This is a genomic window from Allobosea sp. UC22_33 (genome assembly GCF_042700715.1).
Lineage (GTDB): Bacteria > Pseudomonadota > Alphaproteobacteria > Rhizobiales > Beijerinckiaceae > Allobosea.
In genome coordinates this window covers 4,681,895-4,699,171 of record NZ_CP170556.1, presented here as the reverse complement: position 1 = coordinate 4,699,171, position 17,277 = coordinate 4,681,895, and the positions used below count along the sequence as shown (strand labels likewise).

The 17,277-nt window shown below is 66.2% G+C and carries 17 protein-coding genes and 1 tRNA gene; 11 read left to right on the top strand and 7 right to left on the bottom strand.

Annotated features, from left to right (window positions below; genetic code table 11):
- Positions 1 to 9: 9 nt before the first annotated feature.
- Both ACFJGT_RS22735 and serA read left to right on the top strand, forming a co-directional pair.
- Positions 10 to 456 carry an NfeD family protein gene (locus ACFJGT_RS22735; protein ID WP_377842810.1) on the top strand — a complete coding sequence of 149 codons (447 nt, stop codon included), beginning with the start codon at positions 10 to 12 and terminating at the stop codon, positions 454 to 456.
- A 119-nt stretch (positions 457 to 575) separates the two neighbouring features.
- Positions 576 to 1,835 (top strand): phosphoglycerate dehydrogenase, encoded by a 1,260-nt coding sequence (gene serA, locus ACFJGT_RS22730; protein WP_377842808.1) that lies wholly within the window; start codon positions 576 to 578, stop codon positions 1,833 to 1,835.
- A 3-nt stretch (positions 1,836 to 1,838) separates the two neighbouring features.
- Here the strand turns inward: serA and ACFJGT_RS22725 are convergent, their stop codons facing one another.
- A complete protein-coding gene (locus ACFJGT_RS22725; protein WP_377842806.1) occupies positions 1,839 to 2,024 on the bottom strand; it encodes a hypothetical protein in 186 nt (61 codons plus the stop codon).
- 245 nt (positions 2,025 to 2,269) lie between these two features.
- Here ACFJGT_RS22725 and ACFJGT_RS22720 point away from each other — a divergent pair, with 245 nt between their 5' ends.
- On the top strand, positions 2,270 to 3,256 hold the full coding sequence (locus ACFJGT_RS22720; protein ID WP_377842804.1) for an LLM class flavin-dependent oxidoreductase: 987 nt from the start codon (positions 2,270 to 2,272) through the stop codon (positions 3,254 to 3,256).
- Between the two features lie 258 nt (positions 3,257 to 3,514).
- Complete coding sequence (locus ACFJGT_RS22715) at positions 3,515 to 3,970, top strand: Fur family transcriptional regulator (RefSeq protein ID WP_091861663.1); 456 nt, start codon at positions 3,515 to 3,517, stop codon at positions 3,968 to 3,970.
- Between the two features lie 9 nt (positions 3,971 to 3,979).
- Here ACFJGT_RS22715 and ACFJGT_RS22710 read toward each other — a convergent pair whose 3' ends face one another.
- A complete protein-coding gene (locus tag ACFJGT_RS22710) occupies positions 3,980 to 4,252 on the bottom strand; it encodes a GNAT family N-acetyltransferase (RefSeq protein ID WP_377842801.1) in 273 nt (90 codons plus the stop codon).
- A 29-nt stretch (positions 4,253 to 4,281) separates the two neighbouring features.
- Positions 4,282 to 5,895, bottom strand: coding sequence for a glucan biosynthesis protein (locus ACFJGT_RS22705; protein WP_377842799.1), 1,614 nt, complete (start codon positions 5,893 to 5,895; stop codon positions 4,282 to 4,284).
- Between the two features lie 274 nt (positions 5,896 to 6,169).
- Here ACFJGT_RS22705 and ACFJGT_RS22700 point away from each other — a divergent pair, with 274 nt between their 5' ends.
- The 4 genes from ACFJGT_RS22700 to ACFJGT_RS22685 all read left to right on the top strand — a co-directional run bounded on the left by ACFJGT_RS22700 (position 6,170) and on the right by ACFJGT_RS22685 (position 10,790).
- Positions 6,170 to 6,718 carry a glyoxalase superfamily protein gene (locus ACFJGT_RS22700; RefSeq protein WP_377842798.1) on the top strand — a complete coding sequence of 183 codons (549 nt, stop codon included), beginning with the start codon at positions 6,170 to 6,172 and terminating at the stop codon, positions 6,716 to 6,718.
- 571 nt (positions 6,719 to 7,289) lie between these two features.
- A complete protein-coding gene (locus ACFJGT_RS22695) occupies positions 7,290 to 8,435 on the top strand; it encodes a type III PLP-dependent enzyme (protein ID WP_377842797.1) in 1,146 nt (381 codons plus the stop codon).
- A gap of 229 nt (positions 8,436 to 8,664) precedes the next feature.
- A complete protein-coding gene (locus tag ACFJGT_RS22690; RefSeq protein ID WP_377842794.1) occupies positions 8,665 to 9,201 on the top strand; it encodes a GNAT family N-acetyltransferase in 537 nt (178 codons plus the stop codon).
- Positions 9,202 to 9,353: 152 nt separating this feature from the next.
- A complete protein-coding gene (locus tag ACFJGT_RS22685) occupies positions 9,354 to 10,790 on the top strand; it encodes a homospermidine synthase (RefSeq protein ID WP_377842792.1) in 1,437 nt (478 codons plus the stop codon).
- A 193-nt stretch (positions 10,791 to 10,983) separates the two neighbouring features.
- On the opposite strand, the gene ACFJGT_RS22680 is transcribed toward ACFJGT_RS22685, so the two are convergent.
- From ACFJGT_RS22680 to ACFJGT_RS22665, 4 genes are all read right to left on the bottom strand, one after another.
- Positions 10,984 to 12,381, bottom strand: coding sequence for an MFS transporter (locus tag ACFJGT_RS22680; RefSeq protein WP_377842789.1), 1,398 nt, complete (start codon positions 12,379 to 12,381; stop codon positions 10,984 to 10,986).
- A complete protein-coding gene (locus ACFJGT_RS22675; RefSeq protein ID WP_377842787.1) occupies positions 12,378 to 13,049 on the bottom strand; it encodes an LON peptidase substrate-binding domain-containing protein in 672 nt (223 codons plus the stop codon). The genes ACFJGT_RS22680 and ACFJGT_RS22675 overlap by 4 nt, the downstream gene beginning before the upstream one ends.
- Positions 13,050 to 13,072: 23 nt before the next feature.
- A complete protein-coding gene (gene trxA / locus ACFJGT_RS22670) occupies positions 13,073 to 13,972 on the bottom strand; it encodes a thioredoxin (RefSeq protein ID WP_377842785.1) in 900 nt (299 codons plus the stop codon).
- 82 nt (positions 13,973 to 14,054) lie between these two features.
- Complete coding sequence (locus ACFJGT_RS22665; protein WP_377842782.1) at positions 14,055 to 14,579, bottom strand: prolyl-tRNA synthetase associated domain-containing protein; 525 nt, start codon at positions 14,577 to 14,579, stop codon at positions 14,055 to 14,057.
- A 233-nt stretch (positions 14,580 to 14,812) separates the two neighbouring features.
- Here ACFJGT_RS22665 and ACFJGT_RS22660 point away from each other — a divergent pair.
- From ACFJGT_RS22660 to ACFJGT_RS22650, 3 genes are all read left to right on the top strand, one after another.
- Positions 14,813 to 14,887 (top strand) — tRNA-Gly (locus ACFJGT_RS22660).
- Between the two features lie 604 nt (positions 14,888 to 15,491).
- Positions 15,492 to 16,355, top strand: a complete 864-nt coding sequence (gene motA, locus ACFJGT_RS22655; RefSeq protein ID WP_377842780.1) for a flagellar motor stator protein MotA — start codon at positions 15,492 to 15,494, stop codon at positions 16,353 to 16,355.
- A gap of 21 nt (positions 16,356 to 16,376) precedes the next feature.
- Positions 16,377 to 17,252, top strand: coding sequence for a flagellar motor protein MotB (locus tag ACFJGT_RS22650; protein WP_377842778.1), 876 nt, complete (start codon positions 16,377 to 16,379; stop codon positions 17,250 to 17,252).
- The last annotated feature ends 25 nt before the right edge of the window (positions 17,253 to 17,277 follow it).

Here is a 17,277-nt window from a genome sequence, read left to right as displayed (position 1 = left end):
CAGGCGACGATGCCCGACTGGCTTGCGACACATAATGGCTGGCTCTGGGCGATCCTTGGCCTGCTGCTCATCGGCGGCGAGATGCTGGCGCCCGGCGTCTTCCTGATCTGGCTGGGGCTGGCGGCACTCATCACCGGCGCGGTTGTCGGCATCTTCGGCCTCGGCTGGCAGGCGGCCTGCATCGTCTTCGCGGTCTTCGCCATCGCCTGCGTCGCCGTCGGGCGCCTGCTGACGCGCCGCAAGAGCGAGGAGCCGGATGCCGCGACCGGCCTCAACGATCGCGGCCGCCAGCTCATCGGCAAGGTCTTCCGGCTGGAGACGACGATGGCGGGCGGCGAGGGGCGCGTGCGCGTCGGCGATTCGTCCTGGCGCATCGTCGGCCCGGAGCTGCTGGCCGGCGCGGAGGTCAAGGTGGTCAGGGTCGAGGGCTCGACGCTGGTCGTCGAGAAGGCCTGACACCTGGCATGAGGTTTTTGCATCCATCGCGACGTTTTTCGCGTTGGCGTTGCGTCTAGGGCGTTGGCCTCCGCCGCGGCGAGGATTATAGCAGCCGCTCCTCCATGAGCGCGGCCATCATGACCAGCCCCAGCGAACGCCTTTCCCTTCCGAAGGACCGCATCAAGGTCCTGCTGCTGGAAGGCATCAACGATTCCGCCGTCGAGCTCCTGGAGCAGGCCGGCTACAGCAACATGCAGCGGCTGCCCAAGGCGCTCGACCGCGAGGCGCTGCTCAAGGCGATCCAGGGCGTGCATGTGCTCGGCATCCGCTCGCGCACCCAGCTCACGCCGGAGATTTTTGCGGAGGCCGACCGGCTCTTCGCCGTCGGCTGCTTCTCGGTCGGCACCAACCAGGTCGATCTCGAAGCGGCGCGGCTGCGTGGCGTGCCGGTGTTCAACGCGCCGTTCTCGAACACGCGCAGCGTCGCCGAGCTCACGATCGGCGAGATCGTCATGCTGCTCCGGCGTATCCCGGACCGTTCGCGCGATGCCCATCAGGGCGGCTGGGACAAGTCGGCCAACGGCTCCTTCGAGGTGCGCGGCAAGACGCTCGGCATCGTCGGCTACGGCAATATCGGCAGCCAGCTCTCGACCTTGGCCGAGGCGATGGGCATGCGCGTGATCTATCATGATCACACCGACCGGCTGCGCCACGGCAATACCGAGCCCACGGCGAGCCTCCATGCGCTGCTCGGCGCGGCCGACATCATCTCGCTGCATGTGCCGGAGACGCCGCAGACGGCAGGCCTGATCGGCGCGGCGCAGATCGCGGCGATGAAGAAGGGCGCCTATCTCATCAACAATTCGCGCGGCACCGTCGTCGATCTCGATGCGCTGGCGGCGGCGCTGAAGAGCGGGCATCTGGCGGGCGCGGCGGTCGACGTCTTCCCGGTCGAGCCGGCCTCCAATGCAGAGCGCTTCGTCACGCCGCTGCAGGGTCTCTCGAACGTGATCCTGACGCCGCATATCGGCGGCTCGACCGAGGAGGCGCAGGAGCGCATCGGTGCGGAGGTCGCGCGCAAGCTGGTCGATTATTCCGATGTCGGCTCGACGGTGGGCGCGGTGAACTTCCCGCAGGTCCAGTTGCCGGCGCGGGCCATCGGCACGCGCTTCATCCATGTCCAGCGCAACGTGCCGGGCATGCTGCGGCGGCTGAACGACGTCTTCGCCAGCCGGCAGGTCAATATCGCCGCGCAGAACTACCAGACCGACGGCGAGGTCGGCTATGTCGTGATGGAGGCGGACGGCGTCTCAAGCGCCGAGGCGCGCGATATCCTCAAGGATATCCGCGGGCTCGACGGCACGATCCGCGCTCGCCTGCTCTATCAGCGCGACTGAGTTTCAGGCCTTCTTCGTCTTGGCGCCGGGCTTGATCGGCGTCTGCGTCGCGACGGGGTCGCTGGCGGGGAAGGTGTCCTTCAGGGCGCGATGGAGCTCGGCGTCTTTGCCGTGCTTGCGCTCGGCTTCGCGCTGCTCCTTCTGCTCCTGGCGCAGGCTTTCCTTGGCGGGGTTGGCTGTGGCGGTCATGGTCGCTCCCTTCGGCGTGATAGCTTGCCGGAGAAACGCAGCAGGGCCGCGGCCGTTCCGTCAGAACGCCAGCGCAGGCGCGCCATGACCAATCGCGTCGCCCTCTGGACCGGAGCGCCCAGCCTTCCCATCTGGTGAAGCTACGCCGTTTCGCCGGGTTTCCTCCGGCCTTTTTTCTCGCTGCATTTTCTTCACGCGAACCGGTAGCCAGTTCGCTTGAAAATGCTCAACCAGCAGGGGCCGTCATGGTCGCGATCTCCGTCCTCGATCTCGTTCCCGTCGTCGAAGGGGAGGGGCCGCGCGAGGCCCTGCTGAAATCCACCGACCTGATCCGCCATGCCGAGTCGCTCGGCTACACGCGCTACTGGGTGGCCGAGCATCACAACATTGTCGGGATCGCCAGCGCCGCGACCTCGGTGGTGATCGGCCAGCTCGCGGCGGCGACCAGCACGATCCGCGTCGGCGCCGGCGGCATCATGCTGCCGAACCATGCACCGCTCGTCATCGCCGAGCAGTTCGGCACGCTGGAGGCGCTCTTCCCCGGCCGCATCGATCTCGGCCTCGGCCGCGCGCCCGGTACCGACCAGCTCACCCTCAGGGCGCTGCGCCGCAGTCCGATGTCATCCGACAGCTTCCCGCAGGATGTGCTCGAATTGCAGGCTTTGTTTGCGCCGGCCGGGCCTAACCAGGCGATCCGCGCGGTGCCGGGCGAGGGGCTCGAGGTCCCGCTCTGGATTCTCGGGTCGAGCCTGTTCGGCGCGCAGCTCGCGGCCGAGCTCGGCCTTCCCTACAGCTTCGCCTCGCATTTCGCGCCGGATGCGCTGATGCAGGCGCTCGCCGTCTATCGCGAGCGCTTCAAGCCGTCCGAGCAGCTCGCGACACCGCATGCGATGCCGGGCATCAATGTCGTGGCTGCCGAGACGGACGAGGAGGCGCGCCATCTCGCGACCTCGCTGCAGCAGCGCTTCGTCGGCATGGTCCGGGGTGCGCGCGGCAAGCTCCAGCCGCCGATCGACGATATCGAGCAATACTGGTCGCCGGCCGAGAAGGCGCATGTCTCCGGGATGCTGCGCTACGCCTTCATCGGCTCGCCGGAGACGCTGAAGCGCACGCTCGGCGCCTTCGTACGCGAGACCAGAGCCGATGAGATCATGATCACCGCGCCGATCTTCGACCATGAGAAGCGCAAGCGTTCCTTCGAGCTCGTAGCCGGGATCGCTGGGGATCTCTGAACCGGAAGAAGCCCCAGGTGAAGCTTCGTGATTGCGAGCGCAGCGAAGCCATCCAGCGGAATGGGTAGGACGGTTCAACCCGATCGCCCCGGGGTTGCTTCGTGGCTTCGTTCCTCGCAATGACGGAGAAGCTGCTTCGGGCGTTCGAGGCGGGCCCTCCTTTTCGCTATTGAAACTCATTTGCATTATTAATGCAAATGAGAATGATATTCTTGTACCCGGTTTTGCAATTGGCTGTTGGCATTGCTATGGCAAGGCATGACCGAGACCGACCGGCGTATTGCCGTTTTCGAGAGCCAGTTGAAGGGCGCCGGGCTGCGCATGACGCAGCAGCGACGGTTGATCCTGCGCGTGCTGGCCGAAGCCGACGATCATCCCGATGCGAAGGGGATCTTCACCCGCGCCTTCGCGCATGACCCGACCTTGTCGCTCTCGACCGTCTACCGGACGATGAAGGTGCTGGAATCGCAGGGCGCGATCGAGCGCCACGCCTTCGAGGACGGCATCTCGCGCTACGAGCATGCCGACCAGGAACATCACGACCACTTGATCGATGTCGATTCGGGCGAGGTGATCGAGTTCTCCTCGGATGCGATCGAGGAATTGCAGCGGCGGATAGCGGCGGAGCTTGGCTATGAGCTCGTCCGTCATCGCCTGGAGCTCTACGGCCGCAAGAAGCAGCCGGCACGCCGGGGCGGCCGCAAGGCGTCCTGACCGGCCCGATCAGCCGTCGACGACGTCGTTGTAGTCCGGGTGCTTGGCGATCCAGCCCTTGAGGAATTCGCAGCGCACCACGGCCTTGCGCCCGCTCGCGCGGAGCAATTCGAAGGCGCCCTTCGCCAGCCGTGAGCCGACGCCCTGTCCGGCGAATTGCTGGGGCACTTCGGTATGGACGAGCACCAGCCGCTCGCCATCGCGGCGATAGGCGACAAGCGCGGTGCCGCCGTCGAGTACGAGTTCGAATCGGTTCTCTGCGGCGTTCTCGACGACGTCCATCGTGGGCTCCTTCATATCACCGTTGTCTGTCAGCCCTGCGCTTCGGCGCGCCAGGGGTAGCTCCAGGTTTCGGTGAGCGTCTTGCCGCCGGCGCGCAGGAAAGCGCGCATCTCGGCGAGCTGGCCCGGCTCGACCACGACGTCGACGAAGGCGCGGAAGCCTTCGGTCTTGCGGTTCGGCACGATGAAGGCGCGGTCGATCCGGCCATAGGCGATCGAGGGCACGATCTCGACCTTCTCCGGCTGCTTCAGATAGTAGTCGAGATCGCCGCCGGCGAAGTCGATGATGAAGCGGCGCGAGCCTTCGGTGACGGGTTCGCCCGAGCCCAGCGCCTTGGGCTTGGCCTGGTAGGTGTTGACCACGCGCCCGCCTGGATGAAGCTCGCCGGAATCGAGCATCGAGATCAGCTTGTAGCCGAAGGAGAATTCCTTGCCCGGTTCCAGCGGCGTCTTCGGCGCCCAGAGCGCGACGATATTGTCGTTGGTCTCGTCGGTCGTCGGCATCTCGATCAGTTCGACGACGCCCTCGCCCCAGTCGCCCTGCGGCTCGATCCAGTAGGAGGGGCGCAGCTCGTAGTTGAGGTCGAGGTCCTGGTAGTGCTCGAAGGTGCGGTCGCGCTGCATCAGGCCGAAGCCGCGGATATTGCGCTCGACGAAGGAGGAGACGGCCTGCTGCTTCGGGTTGCGCAGCGGGCGCCAGATCCATTCGCCGCTGCCGGAATGGATCATCAGCCCGTCGGAATCATGCAGCTCGCTGCGGAAATCGTCGAAGAAGCGGCGATCGTTCTCGCCGGTGAAGAACATCGAGGTCAGCGGCGCCAGGCCGAGCTTCTCGATCGGCGCACGCGGATAGAGCGTCGCCGCGACCTCCATGACGGTGTCGAGGTCGGGATAGATGGTGAAGCGATAGGCGCCGGTCACCGCGGGCGAATCGAGGAGCGTATGGATGACGACGCGCTCGTTGCCGGCGGCGGGCTGCTCGACCCAGAACTCGCGGAAGACCGGGAACTCCTCGGCGGCCGTGCCGGCGCCGATCGAGAGGCCCCGGGCCGAGAGGCCATAGCGCTGGCCGCGGCCGAGCACGCGGAAATAGCTGGCGCCGATGAAGGAGATCAGCTCGTCGAAGACGCGGGGGTCGTTCAGCGGGTAATGCAGGCGGAAGCCGGCGAAGCCGAGATTGACCGGCAGCGGCTTGTCGAACTTGACCTTGCCATAGTCGAACAGGTTCGCGGCATAGGGCACCGGCATGGGCACGCCGTCGCGCACGACATTCACGGTGACCGGGCGGGTGAAGAGGAAGCCCGGGTGGAACATCTGCATGCGGAAGGGCGAGCCGTTCTGCGCCAGCAGGGCGCGCTCCGGACGGAAGCGGATGTCGCGCCAGGAATCGTAGTCGAGCTTGGCGAGCGCCTCGGGCAGCGGCGCGATCGGCTCGTAGGGAACGGCGGCGATCTCGCGAGCGCGGCGCTGCACGTCCTCGAAGCCGAAGCGGGGCTGCGGCGCCGCGTTCTGCGGAGCCGGCGGCGGCTGCGGGCCCTGCTGCTGCGGCTGGGGCTGCTGGGCCAGAAGGACGGAAGGCGCGGCCGAGAGGCACAGCGCGGCTGAAAGTCCGCCCAGGACGCGGCGGCGGTCTGTCGTGGTCATGCGTGGTCCGTCTTCCCGTCGCCTCGGCTTGGCAAAATAGGCGGCTACCGAGAGTTAAGGCCATGAAATGGGGCCGGTCTAGGGCCTGTGGCATTGACAGGAGATGAACATGCGGCAACCTTCGGACCCGGCCGGATGCGGCCAGCCGCTCGCGCTCGCAAGAGCAAGGTGAACGCATCCATCAAGTCCCTGTCCTGATCCCGATCGACTCGTGGACGGATATCGGCAAGGCGAGCCCCGATCCCAACCGTCCGCAGCGAAAAGGATCACGACGATGCGTAGCTTTCGCGATGCGAAGCTGATGGCCAAGAGCCTGCGCGACACCATGGCTTCACGGCAGGTGCCGCTTTCCCATTCAGAGACCCTGGAAATCGTGGCGCGCCAGTTCGGCTATGACGACTGGAACGTGCTGGCGGCGAAGATCGGCGAGGCCGCGCCCGAGAAGCCGGCGGAGGCGGTCCGCCTCCAGATGGGGATCCCGATCCTCAGAATCTTCGACGAGGCCAAGGCGAAGGAATTCTATCTCGACTTCCTCGGCTTCACGATGGACTGGGACCACCGCTTCGGGCCGAACATGCCACTCTATATGCAGGTGTCTCGCTCCGGCCTGCAGCTCCATCTCTCCGAGCATCACGGCGATGCCAGCCCCGGCTCGACCGTCTTCGTCTGGATGGAGGGGATCGATGCCCTTCACGCCGAGCTGACGGCCAAGCGCTATACCTACTCCAAGCCGGGTATCGAGGAGGATGGGCCCGGCGGCCGGACGCTGCAGGTGCCCGACCCGTTCGGCAACAGAATCCGCTTCTGCGAGAAACGCGACTAACGCCTAGCCGGCGAAAGGTTTTTCGCCGTTAACCCGTTCCCGAACGGACGCGGATCGGCCTTGCAAAAAAATGCGGCTCCGGGTGCACAAAACACTTGTGATCCGGAGTCGTCGTCCGTATATCGCGTTCACCCAATTCGCACGTGCCTGTGGCCGCGTGCTGGTCGGTGGGCATCCGGACAAGAGGCCGGACAGCCGCCAGGGGTTGGAGGACGGATGGAGGGGATGGACATCCCTCAAATCACGCCTCCCAGTCTCCGCAAGGAGATTGTTCCCCGACACAGACCAGCAGCCGGAGGCAAAACCGGCGAACCCCGAATCTCCACGGGGGACGCAGCTTAAAGCAACGACGGAGCGGGCTTTTTTGGTCTCGCCGGCTTTCCACAGGCCGGCACCGAAGAGGCTTGTCCTTCATTGCCGGCCGTGCGGGGTCTTCCCCAATCGAACGGTGTTTCGGGTCCGGACGTATCGTCCGCTGTCACAGGCGTCTCCACAGCGCCTTGCGATGGCAACGATTCATTCGGCGATACATCGCATCGACGCCGCTTGCGTCGAAGGGGAGTCGCGTCTCATGACCGACCGCATCCGTGAGTTTCTTCGTACCCGCCGCGAGGACGGGCCCTGCGTCGTCATCGACACCGATGTCGTGCGCGAGAACTATCATGCCTTCGCCCGTGCGCTGCCCGACACCCGCGTCTTCTATGCGGTGAAGGCCAACCCGGCGGCGGAAGTGCTCGCCCTGCTCGCCAAGCTGGGCTCCTGCTTCGATTGCGCCTCGGTCGTCGAGATCGAGCTCGCGCTCGCTGCCGGCGCCACCGCCGACCGCATCTCCTTCGGCAACACCATCAAGAAGGAGCGCGACGTCGTGCGCGCCATGGAGCTCGGCGTGCGCCTGTTCGCCGTCGACTGCACGGCCGAGGTCGAGAAGGTCGCCCGTTCCGCCGAGAAGACCGGCACCAAGGACGCGCGCATCTTCTGCCGCATCCTCTGCGACGGTGCCGGCGCCGACTGGCCGCTCTCGCGCAAGTTCGGCTGCGTGCCCGAGATGGCCGCGGACGTGCTCGAGCATGGCCATCGCCTGGGCCTGCTGGCCTATGGCATCTCGTTCCATGTCGGCTCGCAGCAGGCCAACGTGAACGCTTGGGATTCGGCCCTGGCCTCGGCCTCGGCGATCTTCAAGGAATGCGCCACCCGTGGCATCTCGCTGTCGATGGTCAATCTCGGCGGCGGCTTCCCGGCGCGCTACCTGAAGCCGATTCCTGGCGTGCCGTCCTATGGCGACGCGATCTTCCGGGCGCTGTCGAAGCATTTCGGCAACCAGCTGCCCGAGACGATCATCGAGCCGGGCCGCGGCATGGTCGGCGAAGCCGGCCTGATCGAGGCCGAGGTCGTGCTGATTTCGAAGAAGGCCGAAACGGACGAGGTCCGCTGGGTCTATCTCGATATCGGCAAGTTCAACGGTCTCGCCGAGACCATGGACGAGGCGATCCGCTACCCCATCCGCACGACGCGCGATGGCGATGCGACCGTCCCGTGCGTGCTCGCCGGCCCGACCTGCGACTCGGTCGACGTCATGTACGAGAAGACCCCGTACATGCTGCCCTTCTCGCTGGAGATCGGCGACAAGGTGCTGATCGAGGGCACGGGCGCCTATACGACGACCTATTCGGCCGTCGCCTTCAACGGCTTCCCGCCGCTGAAGCAGTACGTCATCTGACGTCGGAAGGAGCGCGAGCTCCTTCCTGATCCCATCGGGTCCGGCGAAGCGCCCTGTCGCAAGGCAGGCTGTCCGATGCCAAGTCGGGTGGAGCGTTCGTATCTCCAGAATGGAGGTATGGGCGTGGCTCCCGCCGGACCCCTCTTCCCCACATCGTTCCATTGTGGCCGCGCGCGAGCGTGGCGCCGGGTAGGTCCATGAGAATGGGCGCTCCGGCCGGAGGTGCGTCATGATCACGATCCGCGACGAGATCGCCGTCGACATTCCCGCCCGCGAGGCGCTGCTCGACCGTTGCCTGGGCGAGCGCCGCACCGCCAAATCGAGCGAGCGCCTGCGCGAGGGCCGCCTGCCGGCGCAGGGCCTGGCGCTCACCGCCGAGCGCGACGGCGAACTGCTCGCGACCGTCCGCCTCTGGCATGTGGAAGCCAATGGCGTGCCGGCGCTGCTGCTCGGCCCGCTCGCGGTGAAGCCTGAATTGCAGGGCGAGGGGCTCGGCAAGGCGATGATGCGCGAGGCGCTCTGGCGCGCGGCCTGTCGTGGGCATGGCGCCGTCATCCTCGTCGGCGACGCGCCCTATTACGCCCGGTTCGGCTTCGGCCCGGCGCTGACGCGCGATCTCGCGATGCCGGGCCCGGTCGAGCGCGAGCGTTTCCTCGCGATCGAACTGCGCGACGGCGCGCTCGACGGCGCGCTTGGCGTGCTCGTCGCCAGCGGCGCCATGATCCCTGCGGCCCTCGCAGCGGACGAGGTGGCGCAGGCCGCCTGACGTTCCCGACCATCGTCATCGCGCCGTCATCGCGCGGCGCTTTCCATGCGCTGACCCGCATGGGAGGCGTCCCCGGCGATTGACGGCGCGATTTTGCGCTCATACGACCCTTTTCGACCTTTTTTACCCCAGGAACCCAGGAGTTACAGAGAATGACGAATTGGCCCGTCTACGGCGAGATCACCGGCCCGATCGTGATGATCGGTTTCGGCTCGATCGGCCGCGGTACGCTGCCGCTGCTCGAACGGCACTTCAAGTTCGACAAGAGCCGGTTCGTCGTCATTGCTCCCGATGATTCCAATCGCCACCTGCTCGACGAGCGCGGCATCCGCTTCATCCAGGAAGCCGTCACCATCGAGAACTACAAGACGATGCTGGAGCCGCTGCTGACCGCCGGTGGCGGGCAGGGCTTCTGCATCAATCTCTCCTGCGACACCGGCTCGCGCGACATCATGGAGTTCTGCTCCAGCCTCGGCGCGCTCTATATCGACACGGTCAACGAGCCCTGGCTCGGCTTCTATTTCGACGAGAGCAAGGGCCCGGCCGAGCGCTCGAACTATGCGCTGCGCGAGATGACGCTGGCCGCCAAGCGGGCGCGCCCGGCCGGCACGCCGACGGCGGTCTCCTGCTGCGGCGCCAATCCCGGCATGGTCTCCTCGCTGGTGAAGCGGGCGCTGACCAACCTTGCCGCCGACATGCGTCTCAACGCGACGCAGCCGAACACCCGCGAGGAATGGGCGGCGCTGATGCAGCGCGTCGGCGTCAAGGGCATCCATATCGCCGAGCGCGACACGCAGCGTTCGAAGCACCCCAAGCCGCCGGGCGTCTTCGTCAACACCTGGTCGGTCGAAGGCTTCATCGCCGAAGCCGTGCAACCGGCCGAGCTCGGCTGGGGTACCCACGAGAAGTGGATGCCGGCGAACGCGCATGGCCACGAGACCGGCTCGCAGGCGGCGATCTACCTGATGCAGGCCGGGGCCGAGACCAAGGTCCGGAGCTGGTGCCCCACGCCCGGTCCCCAGTACGGGTTCCTCGTGACGCATAACGAGTCGATCTCGATCGCGGATTATTTCACCGTGCGCGACGAGGCCGGCAAGGCCATCTTCCGGCCGACCTGCCACTACGCCTACCACCCGGCGAACGACGCCGTGCTCTCGCTGCACGAGATGTTCGGCAATGCCGGCCGTCCGCAGGAAGAGCAGCACATCCTCGAGGAGAACGAGGTCGTCGACGGCATCGACGAGCTCGGCGTGCTGCTCTACGGCCACGAGAAGGGCGCCTACTGGTTCGGCTCGCAGCTTTCGACTGAGGAAGCGCGTTCGCTCGCGCCCTACCAGACCGCGACGGGCCTGCAGGTAACGTCGTCCGTGCTCGCCGGCATGGTCTGGGCGCTGGAGAATCCGCGCGCCGGGATCGTCGAGGTCGAGGAGCTCGACTTCAACCGCTGCCTCGAGATTCAAAAGCCGTATCTCGGGCCGGTGAAGGGCTATTACACCGACTGGACGCCGCTCGACGGCCGCCCGGGGCTGTTCCCGGAGGATATCGACGAGAGCGATCCCTGGCAGTTCAAGAACATCCTGGTCCGGTGAAGCGCCTTATTTGAAGGGTGTCATCCCGTGCGCGCTGCGGCATGTGAATGCCGCTGCGCAGACACGGGACCGTTTTCAGGAAAGGGCGCCCTTTCGTGCAGGGGCACCCTTTTGGCTGAAAGTCGCCTTCTCGTCGCGCGGTCCCGCATCTGCGCAGCAGCACTGCGTGCCGCAGCGCGTGCGGGATGACAACTTACGAGTTGCGGGTGACCCTCACGCCCGCGAGCAGCGCTGCGCCCGTCACAAAGAACACGATCAGCACGGCCAGACCCGCCCGCTGGCTGGCGAAGATCGTCGTCGCCAGCGCGACCAGCGTCGGACCCATGAAGGACGTGACCTTCCCCGACAGCGCAAACAGCCCGAAGAATTCGCCGATGCGTCCCTCCGGCGCCAGCCGTGCCATCAGGCTGCGCGAAGCCGCCTGCATCGGGCCGGCGACGAGGCCGATCAGTAGGCCCAAGCCCAGATAGACCCGCTCCGGCAGCGAGGCGAAGAGGCCGTCTCCGGCTACGGGCGGCGCGGCCGGGATCACGAACAGGATATGGTCGGCGCTGAGCGAGAGAATGCCGATACAGGCGAAGAGCAGGCAGGCGATCGCGCCGAGCACGACCGGCTTGCCGCCGATGCGATCGTCGAGCTTGCCGCCGAGCCAGGCGCCGAGCGTGCCGGTGACGGTGAGCAGGATGCCGAAGATGCCGAGTTCGATCGTCTGCCAGCCGAAGACGCCGGCCGCGTAGATGCCGCCGAAAGCGAAGAGCGCCACCAGCGCATCCTGATAGATCATGTTGGCGAGCAGGAAACGGCCGAGCGAAGGCAGCTTCGGCAATTCGGCCAGCGTGTCCTTCAGGCGCCCGACGCCGCCCTTGGCCGCTTCGGCAAGGCTCAGGCCCGTCCTGCCGGAATCCGGGGTCAGCAGGAACATCGGCGTGACGAAGACGATGAACCAGAGCGCAGTCAGCGGGCCGGAGAAGCGGTCGCCCTCGCGTGCGGCGGCATCGAGCCCGAAGATCGGCGTGATTCCGGCCAGCGTCTTGCCGGTCTGCGGATCGGCCGCGAGCAGGCCGAGCGTGATCGCGAGCGATAGGAGGCCACCGAGATAGCCGACGGCCCAGCCGGTGCCGGACAGCCAGCCGAGCCGCTCCGGCGGCACCAGCCGCGTCATCATCGCATTGTTGAAGGTGGTCGCGAATTCGGCGCCGATCGTGGCGATGACGAAACCGGCCAGCGCGATCGGCACGGCGGCGGCCGAGCCCGGCACGGCGAACCAGAGCATGGCGGAGCCGATGACGAGCAGCGCGCCGAAGGCGGCGATCCAGGGCTTGCGCGGCCCGGTCCGGTCCGCGATGCCCCCTAAAAGGGGCGAGAGCAGCGCAATGCAGAGGCCTGCGAAGCCCGTCGCATAGCCCCAGAGTGCCTGGCCGTCGGCCGCGTCCTTCGCCAGCACTGATGCGAAGAAGGGCGCGAAGACGAAGGTTGTGATCAGCGTGAAGAAGGGCTGGGCCGACCAGTCGAAGAACAGCCAGGCGGTGACCGCGCGGCGCGGCGGCCAGACGGTCGGTGGCGCTTCGGCGGGCGGCGTCGCTGGCGTCACTGCAGGGTCGTGTCCGGATCGCCGCCGCCGCGGGCCAATTCGATCTCGGTGATCGCGACCAGCACCTCGGCCCGGTCCTTCAGCGTCGATGCTTCCAGCAAGGCCTGCTTCTCGCGCGGCCCGAACGGGCACATCATCGAGAGCGCATTGACCAGCGCCTCGTTCGGCGCCTCGTTGACGCCCTTCCAGTCGATCTTGAGGTCGTTGGCCTTGGCGAAGTCGCGGAGCGCCTTGAGCAGGCCCTTGCGGTCGACCTCCTCCTCGCCGGTCCGGGCGACGAAGTCGGCGGCGAAGCTGTCATAGCTCACACGACCCTGGCGATAGGGCGTCGTCACCGCCAATTCGTCGAGCAGCCGGAAGCGGCTGATCCCGGTCAACGTGATGATGTAGCGGCCGTCGCCGGTCTCGGAGAACTGGGTGAGGCGGCCGAGGCAGCCGACCTTGAGCAGCGGTGGGATCTCCGGTTGCCGGCCATTTTCCGGCTCGGGCTGGATGATGCCGATGACGCGATCGCCCTTGAGAGCGTCATCGATCATGGCGAGATAGCGCGGCTCGAAGATATTGAGCGGCATCTGGCCGCGCGGCAGGAGGAGCGCGCCGCCCAGCGGGAAGAGCGGGATCGCCGCCGGGCAATCCTTGGCTCCCTCGTAGACCGCGTTCATGCCCATGCGCGCCTCGTCCTTATCGCCGGTCAGGAGAACAGCAGGGTCGAAAGCTTGCGGCGCCCGCTGACACTTGCCTCGTCCATCGGGCCCCAGGCCTCGAAGAACTGCAGGAGCTGCTTGCGCGCACCGTCGTCGTTCCATGTCCTATCGGCCTTGATGATGGCGACGAGATGATCGACCGCCTCCTCGCGCCTGTCGCGGGCGTTGAGCGCCAGCGCCAGATCGAAGCGGGCCTGATGGTCCTTCGGATCGGCCGCGACCTTGGCTTCCAGTTCAGCTGTGTCGCCAAGCGAGGCCGCCTGCTCGGCGAGCTCGATCGCGGCGCGGATGGCGGTGATAGCCGGGTCGCTGGCCTTGTCCGGCGGTGCCATGCCGAGAATGCCCTTGGCGCCCTCGATATCGCCGCTGTCGAGATGCAGCCGCGCCAAGCCCGCGATGGCGGCGAGGTTGTCGGGTTCGATCTCGAGCACGCCGGCATAGAGCTCGCTCGCCCCGGCGGGGTCGCCGGCAGCGATGGCGGCCGCGGCGGCCTCGATCAGCTCGGCCGTCTCGCCCGGACCCATCGGGCCGACGAGGCGCTCGATGAAAGCCTTGATCTGGCCTTCCGGCTGCGCGCCCATGAAGCCGTCGATCGGCTTGCCCTGCTTGAAGGCGATCACGGCCGGAATCGACTGGATACCGAGCTGGCCGGGGATCTGCGGGTGCTCGTCGATGTTCATCTTGACGAGCTTGACCTTGCCGCCGGCGGCCTTGACCACCTTCTCGATGACGGGGGTGAGCTGCTTGCAGGGGCCGCACCAGGGCGCCCAGAAATCGATCAGCACCGGCTGCTTCATCGACTCGGCGATGACGTCCTCGCGGAAGCCCTGGGTCGTGGTGTCCTTGATCAGGCCGGGTTGCCCGGCCGCCTCGCCATTGACCAGCATCGGTCGTCCTTCGTGTGATATTCTGGAGGCGCAAGGCGTGCCCTGACGGCCGCCCGCGCAGTTGCGCCATAGATGGGGTGCTTCAGCCGTTCTGTCCATCGGGCGGGACCGGCAAATCGACGATCAGCGGCTCATGCCCGGTGCTCCGGAAGAAGGCCAGGAGATCGTCGCGGCTGACCCGCAGCGTCGCCGTGTTGACCAGCGGGTGGAAATTGACGTCCTCGCCGGTCGCGAGCGTTGAATCCAGCACCATGGTGACGTCGCCCGCGCGGTCGTTGATCACGGCGAAGGCGGTGACGGAGCCCGGCGTGACGCCGAGCTTCTCCATCAGGAGCTCGGCCGAGCCGAAGGAGAGCCGGCCGCTGGCGCCGATACGCTCTTGCAGGCGTTTGAGATCGATTCGCGCGTGAGCCTCGGCCGAGACCAGGAAGATCCGCCCCTTCTTGTCCTTGAGGAAGAGGTTCTTGGTGTGGTGGCCGGTCATCTCGTCGCGATGCGGCGCCGTCTCGGCGACGGTGAAGACGGCCGGATGGTCGGTGCGATGGAAGGCGATGCCCTTCTCGGTGAGATAGGCGCAGAGCTGGTCGGGCGTGACGGGCGCGGTCATGGCTGGGCGATCGGCAAGGGGCAGGGTTCGAGACGGCACTGAAAACCCCTGCCGGAACGGCAGGGACGAGCGGGAGAATGCCTAGCCTTGCATGGCGCCGACAGCAAGACGGGCGGGATGAAACCGGCTTTTGTGGAAGGCGGCAAAAAAACTTTGGCCTGGGTGCTTGCGCTTCGCGGCGCTTTGGGGCAATAACCCGGCCGCGCCGCCAACACGGCGTGACTGTCTCGGATGCGGGTGTAGCTCAGGGGTAGAGCACAACCTTGCCAAGGTTGGGGTCGAGGGTTCGAATCCCTTCGCCCGCTCCAGACATTCTCAAGGCTTGAGAAGCATGCAAGCGTCGGATCTCCCGGCGCTTTTTGCTTTTTGGGCCTGCCGGATTCGGAGCCGTTTCAGAACGCTCCAAAAGCCCTTGGTTACATCGCGGTTGCAAGTAGGCATGGCGCGCATTCGCCGCCGCTGATTGCTTGAAGCAATTTTCTCGGTGCCACCGCAGGAAATGCGGATGCGGACAATCCTGGGTTCGCAGCGGGGGTGGTGCTCGAGATATCCAGCACATTGGATGCCAAGCGCGATCCGAGCCACCTCGTCCCTATCGCGTCACAATCGGGCATTGGGAGATCGCCCAAGTCCGGACACTCCTCGCCGCGCCACAGCAAGGCGGCGCAGCGTCGATAACCCCTGGAAACGGTCCCGCATTGGACTGTGATCACCGGGATTGGCGGGAGGCATTGCCCCCGATGTCCTCCCCTGGATCTCCCCTGCCGCGCTAAGTCTCGTGGCCGAGGACGACGCTTACAAGCCTGCGGGTCAATGGCCATAAACTCGCCCTTAACCTCGATCGGTCATTTCGTCGGATCAGTAGTGGCTTCGCGCGGGCTGTAGCTGCTGCGGTGCGAGGGTGACAAAACCATGCGGCTGATCGTCGGCGCAATCATCGTCTTCGTCTGCGTCTTCGGCAGCTACGCGGCCATGGGTGGCCACCTCGAGGTCCTCTGGCAGCCGTTCGAGTTCGTCATCATCCTCGGTGCGGCGATCGGTGCCTTCATCATCGGCAACCCCGCGCCGGTGCTCAAGGCCGTGCCTTCCATGCTCGGCACGATCGTGAAGGGCTCCAAGTACAAGCAGGAATGCTATGTCGAACTGCTGGGGATGCAGTATTCATTGTACAAACTCGTGAAGCAGAAGGGCATGCTCGCGGTCGAGCAGCACATTGAAAATCCGAGCGAATCGACGCTGTTCAACGCCTTCCCGACTTTTGCAGCGAACCATCATGCGGTCGAGTTCGTCTGCGACTACATGCGCATGTTGACGCTGGGCGCCAACAACGTCCACGAAATCGACGCTCTGATGGACGAGGAGCTGGAGACGCACCACCAGGAGCAGGAGCGTATCGTTTCGGCCATGCAGTCGATCGCCGACGGAACACCGGCGCTCGGCATCGTCGCCGCCGTGCTCGGCGTGATCAAGACGATGGGCGCGATCAAGGAGCCGCCGGAGGTTCTGGGACATCTGATCGGCGGCGCGCTCGTCGGCACCTTCTTCGGCGTCTTCGTCGCCTACGGCTTCTTCGCGCCGATGGCGGCGTCGCTCAAGAGCACCTTCGAGGCGGAAGCCAAATACTTCCTGTCACTCAAGGCGGGTCTCCTCGCCCATATCAGCGGGCAGCCGCCGGTGATGGCGGTCGAATTTGCCCGCAAGGCTCTGATGAGCGACGTCCGCCCAACCTTCGCCGAGGTCGAAGCGGCAACCGCCGCCCTGCCCGCCAGCGCCTGACCCAACCTTCAGTAGGACTCGATGGCCAAGTCGACCCAGCCGATCATCATCAAGAAGGTCAAGAAGGCTGCTCATGCCCACCACGGCGGGGCTTGGAAGATCGCCTATGCGGACTTCGTGACCGCCATGATGGCGTTCTTCCTGCTGATGTGGCTGATCAGCATGACGACGCAGGAGCAGAAGGATGGCCTGGCGGAATACTTCGCGCCGACATCCGCTCTAAGTCCCGGCACGAGCGGCTCCGGCGGCATCCTGATGGGCACCGCCCTGGACAAGTCGGGCAACAAGACGTCGGCGCCCCGCGACGTCGCGAGGGATACGACCGGGCAGGAGGACAAGGCGCGACCGAGCAATTCGGGCGGCGGCGGCGACCGAGAGGTCAACCGCCGGGCAGCCAACATGCAGGCCAATTACAGCGCCATAGCCAGCCTCCGGCAGGCGCTCCAGAAGATGCCCGAAATTGCCGAGCTGTCGCGCAACATCGTGATCGAGCAGACCAAGGATGGGTTGAACGTTTCCCTGGTGGACGAAAACGGCCGCTCCATGTTCCCCGAGGGCTCGGTCCAGCCCTACGAGCGCACGCGTCTCGTGCTGGAGGCGATCGCGCCCACCCTGCGCCGGATGCCCAACCAGATGTCTGTCACCGGCCACACAGCCGCCGCGCGCCCGGGCTCAGCGCAGGCTGTCGATTCCTGGAGCCTGACAGCCGGCCGCGCGCTCGCCGTGCGTGAGATCCTGGCGGGTGCCGGGCTTCCCAACGACCGCTTCACGTCCGTGGTGGGGCGCGCCGACACCGAGCCGCTCTTCGTCGACAATCCCTACATCCCGCCGAATCGACGGGTGACGATCACGCTGCTCAATGCGGAGCCGCCGCTGCCCCCGGGCGTCATTCCCTGACGAGAGGGCGCCGTCTGGCGCTTTC

Excerpts from the sequence above, each read along its gene's own strand:
- ACFJGT_RS22695 (WP_377842797.1), top strand. The coding sequence starts at position 7,290 with ATGACCGACCGCATCCGTGAGTTTCTTCGTACCCGCCGCGAGGACGGG.
- ACFJGT_RS22665 (WP_377842782.1), bottom strand. The coding sequence starts at position 14,579 with ATGACCGCGCCCGTCACGCCCGACCAGCTCTGCGCCTATCTCACCGAG.
- ACFJGT_RS22685 (WP_377842792.1), top strand. The coding sequence starts at position 9,354 with ATGACGAATTGGCCCGTCTACGGCGAGATCACCGGCCCGATCGTGATG.
- ACFJGT_RS22720 (WP_377842804.1), top strand. The coding sequence starts at position 2,270 with ATGGTCGCGATCTCCGTCCTCGATCTCGTTCCCGTCGTCGAAGGGGAG.
- trxA (WP_377842785.1), bottom strand. The coding sequence starts at position 13,972 with ATGCTGGTCAATGGCGAGGCGGCCGGGCAACCCGGCCTGATCAAGGAC.
- ACFJGT_RS22675 (WP_377842787.1), bottom strand. The coding sequence starts at position 13,049 with ATGGGCATGAACGCGGTCTACGAGGGAGCCAAGGATTGCCCGGCGGCG.
- motA (WP_377842780.1), top strand. The coding sequence starts at position 15,492 with ATGCGGCTGATCGTCGGCGCAATCATCGTCTTCGTCTGCGTCTTCGGC.
- ACFJGT_RS22715 (WP_091861663.1), top strand. The coding sequence starts at position 3,515 with ATGACCGAGACCGACCGGCGTATTGCCGTTTTCGAGAGCCAGTTGAAG.
- ACFJGT_RS22650 (WP_377842778.1), top strand. The coding sequence starts at position 16,377 with ATGGCCAAGTCGACCCAGCCGATCATCATCAAGAAGGTCAAGAAGGCT.
- ACFJGT_RS22690 (WP_377842794.1), top strand. The coding sequence starts at position 8,665 with ATGATCACGATCCGCGACGAGATCGCCGTCGACATTCCCGCCCGCGAG.
- serA (WP_377842808.1), top strand. The coding sequence starts at position 576 with ATGACCAGCCCCAGCGAACGCCTTTCCCTTCCGAAGGACCGCATCAAG.
- ACFJGT_RS22705 (WP_377842799.1), bottom strand. The coding sequence starts at position 5,895 with ATGACCACGACAGACCGCCGCCGCGTCCTGGGCGGACTTTCAGCCGCG.
- ACFJGT_RS22700 (WP_377842798.1), top strand. The coding sequence starts at position 6,170 with ATGCGTAGCTTTCGCGATGCGAAGCTGATGGCCAAGAGCCTGCGCGAC.
- ACFJGT_RS22725 (WP_377842806.1), bottom strand. The coding sequence starts at position 2,024 with ATGACCGCCACAGCCAACCCCGCCAAGGAAAGCCTGCGCCAGGAGCAG.
- ACFJGT_RS22710 (WP_377842801.1), bottom strand. The coding sequence starts at position 4,252 with ATGGACGTCGTCGAGAACGCCGCAGAGAACCGATTCGAACTCGTACTC.
- ACFJGT_RS22735 (WP_377842810.1), top strand. The coding sequence starts at position 10 with ATGCCCGACTGGCTTGCGACACATAATGGCTGGCTCTGGGCGATCCTT.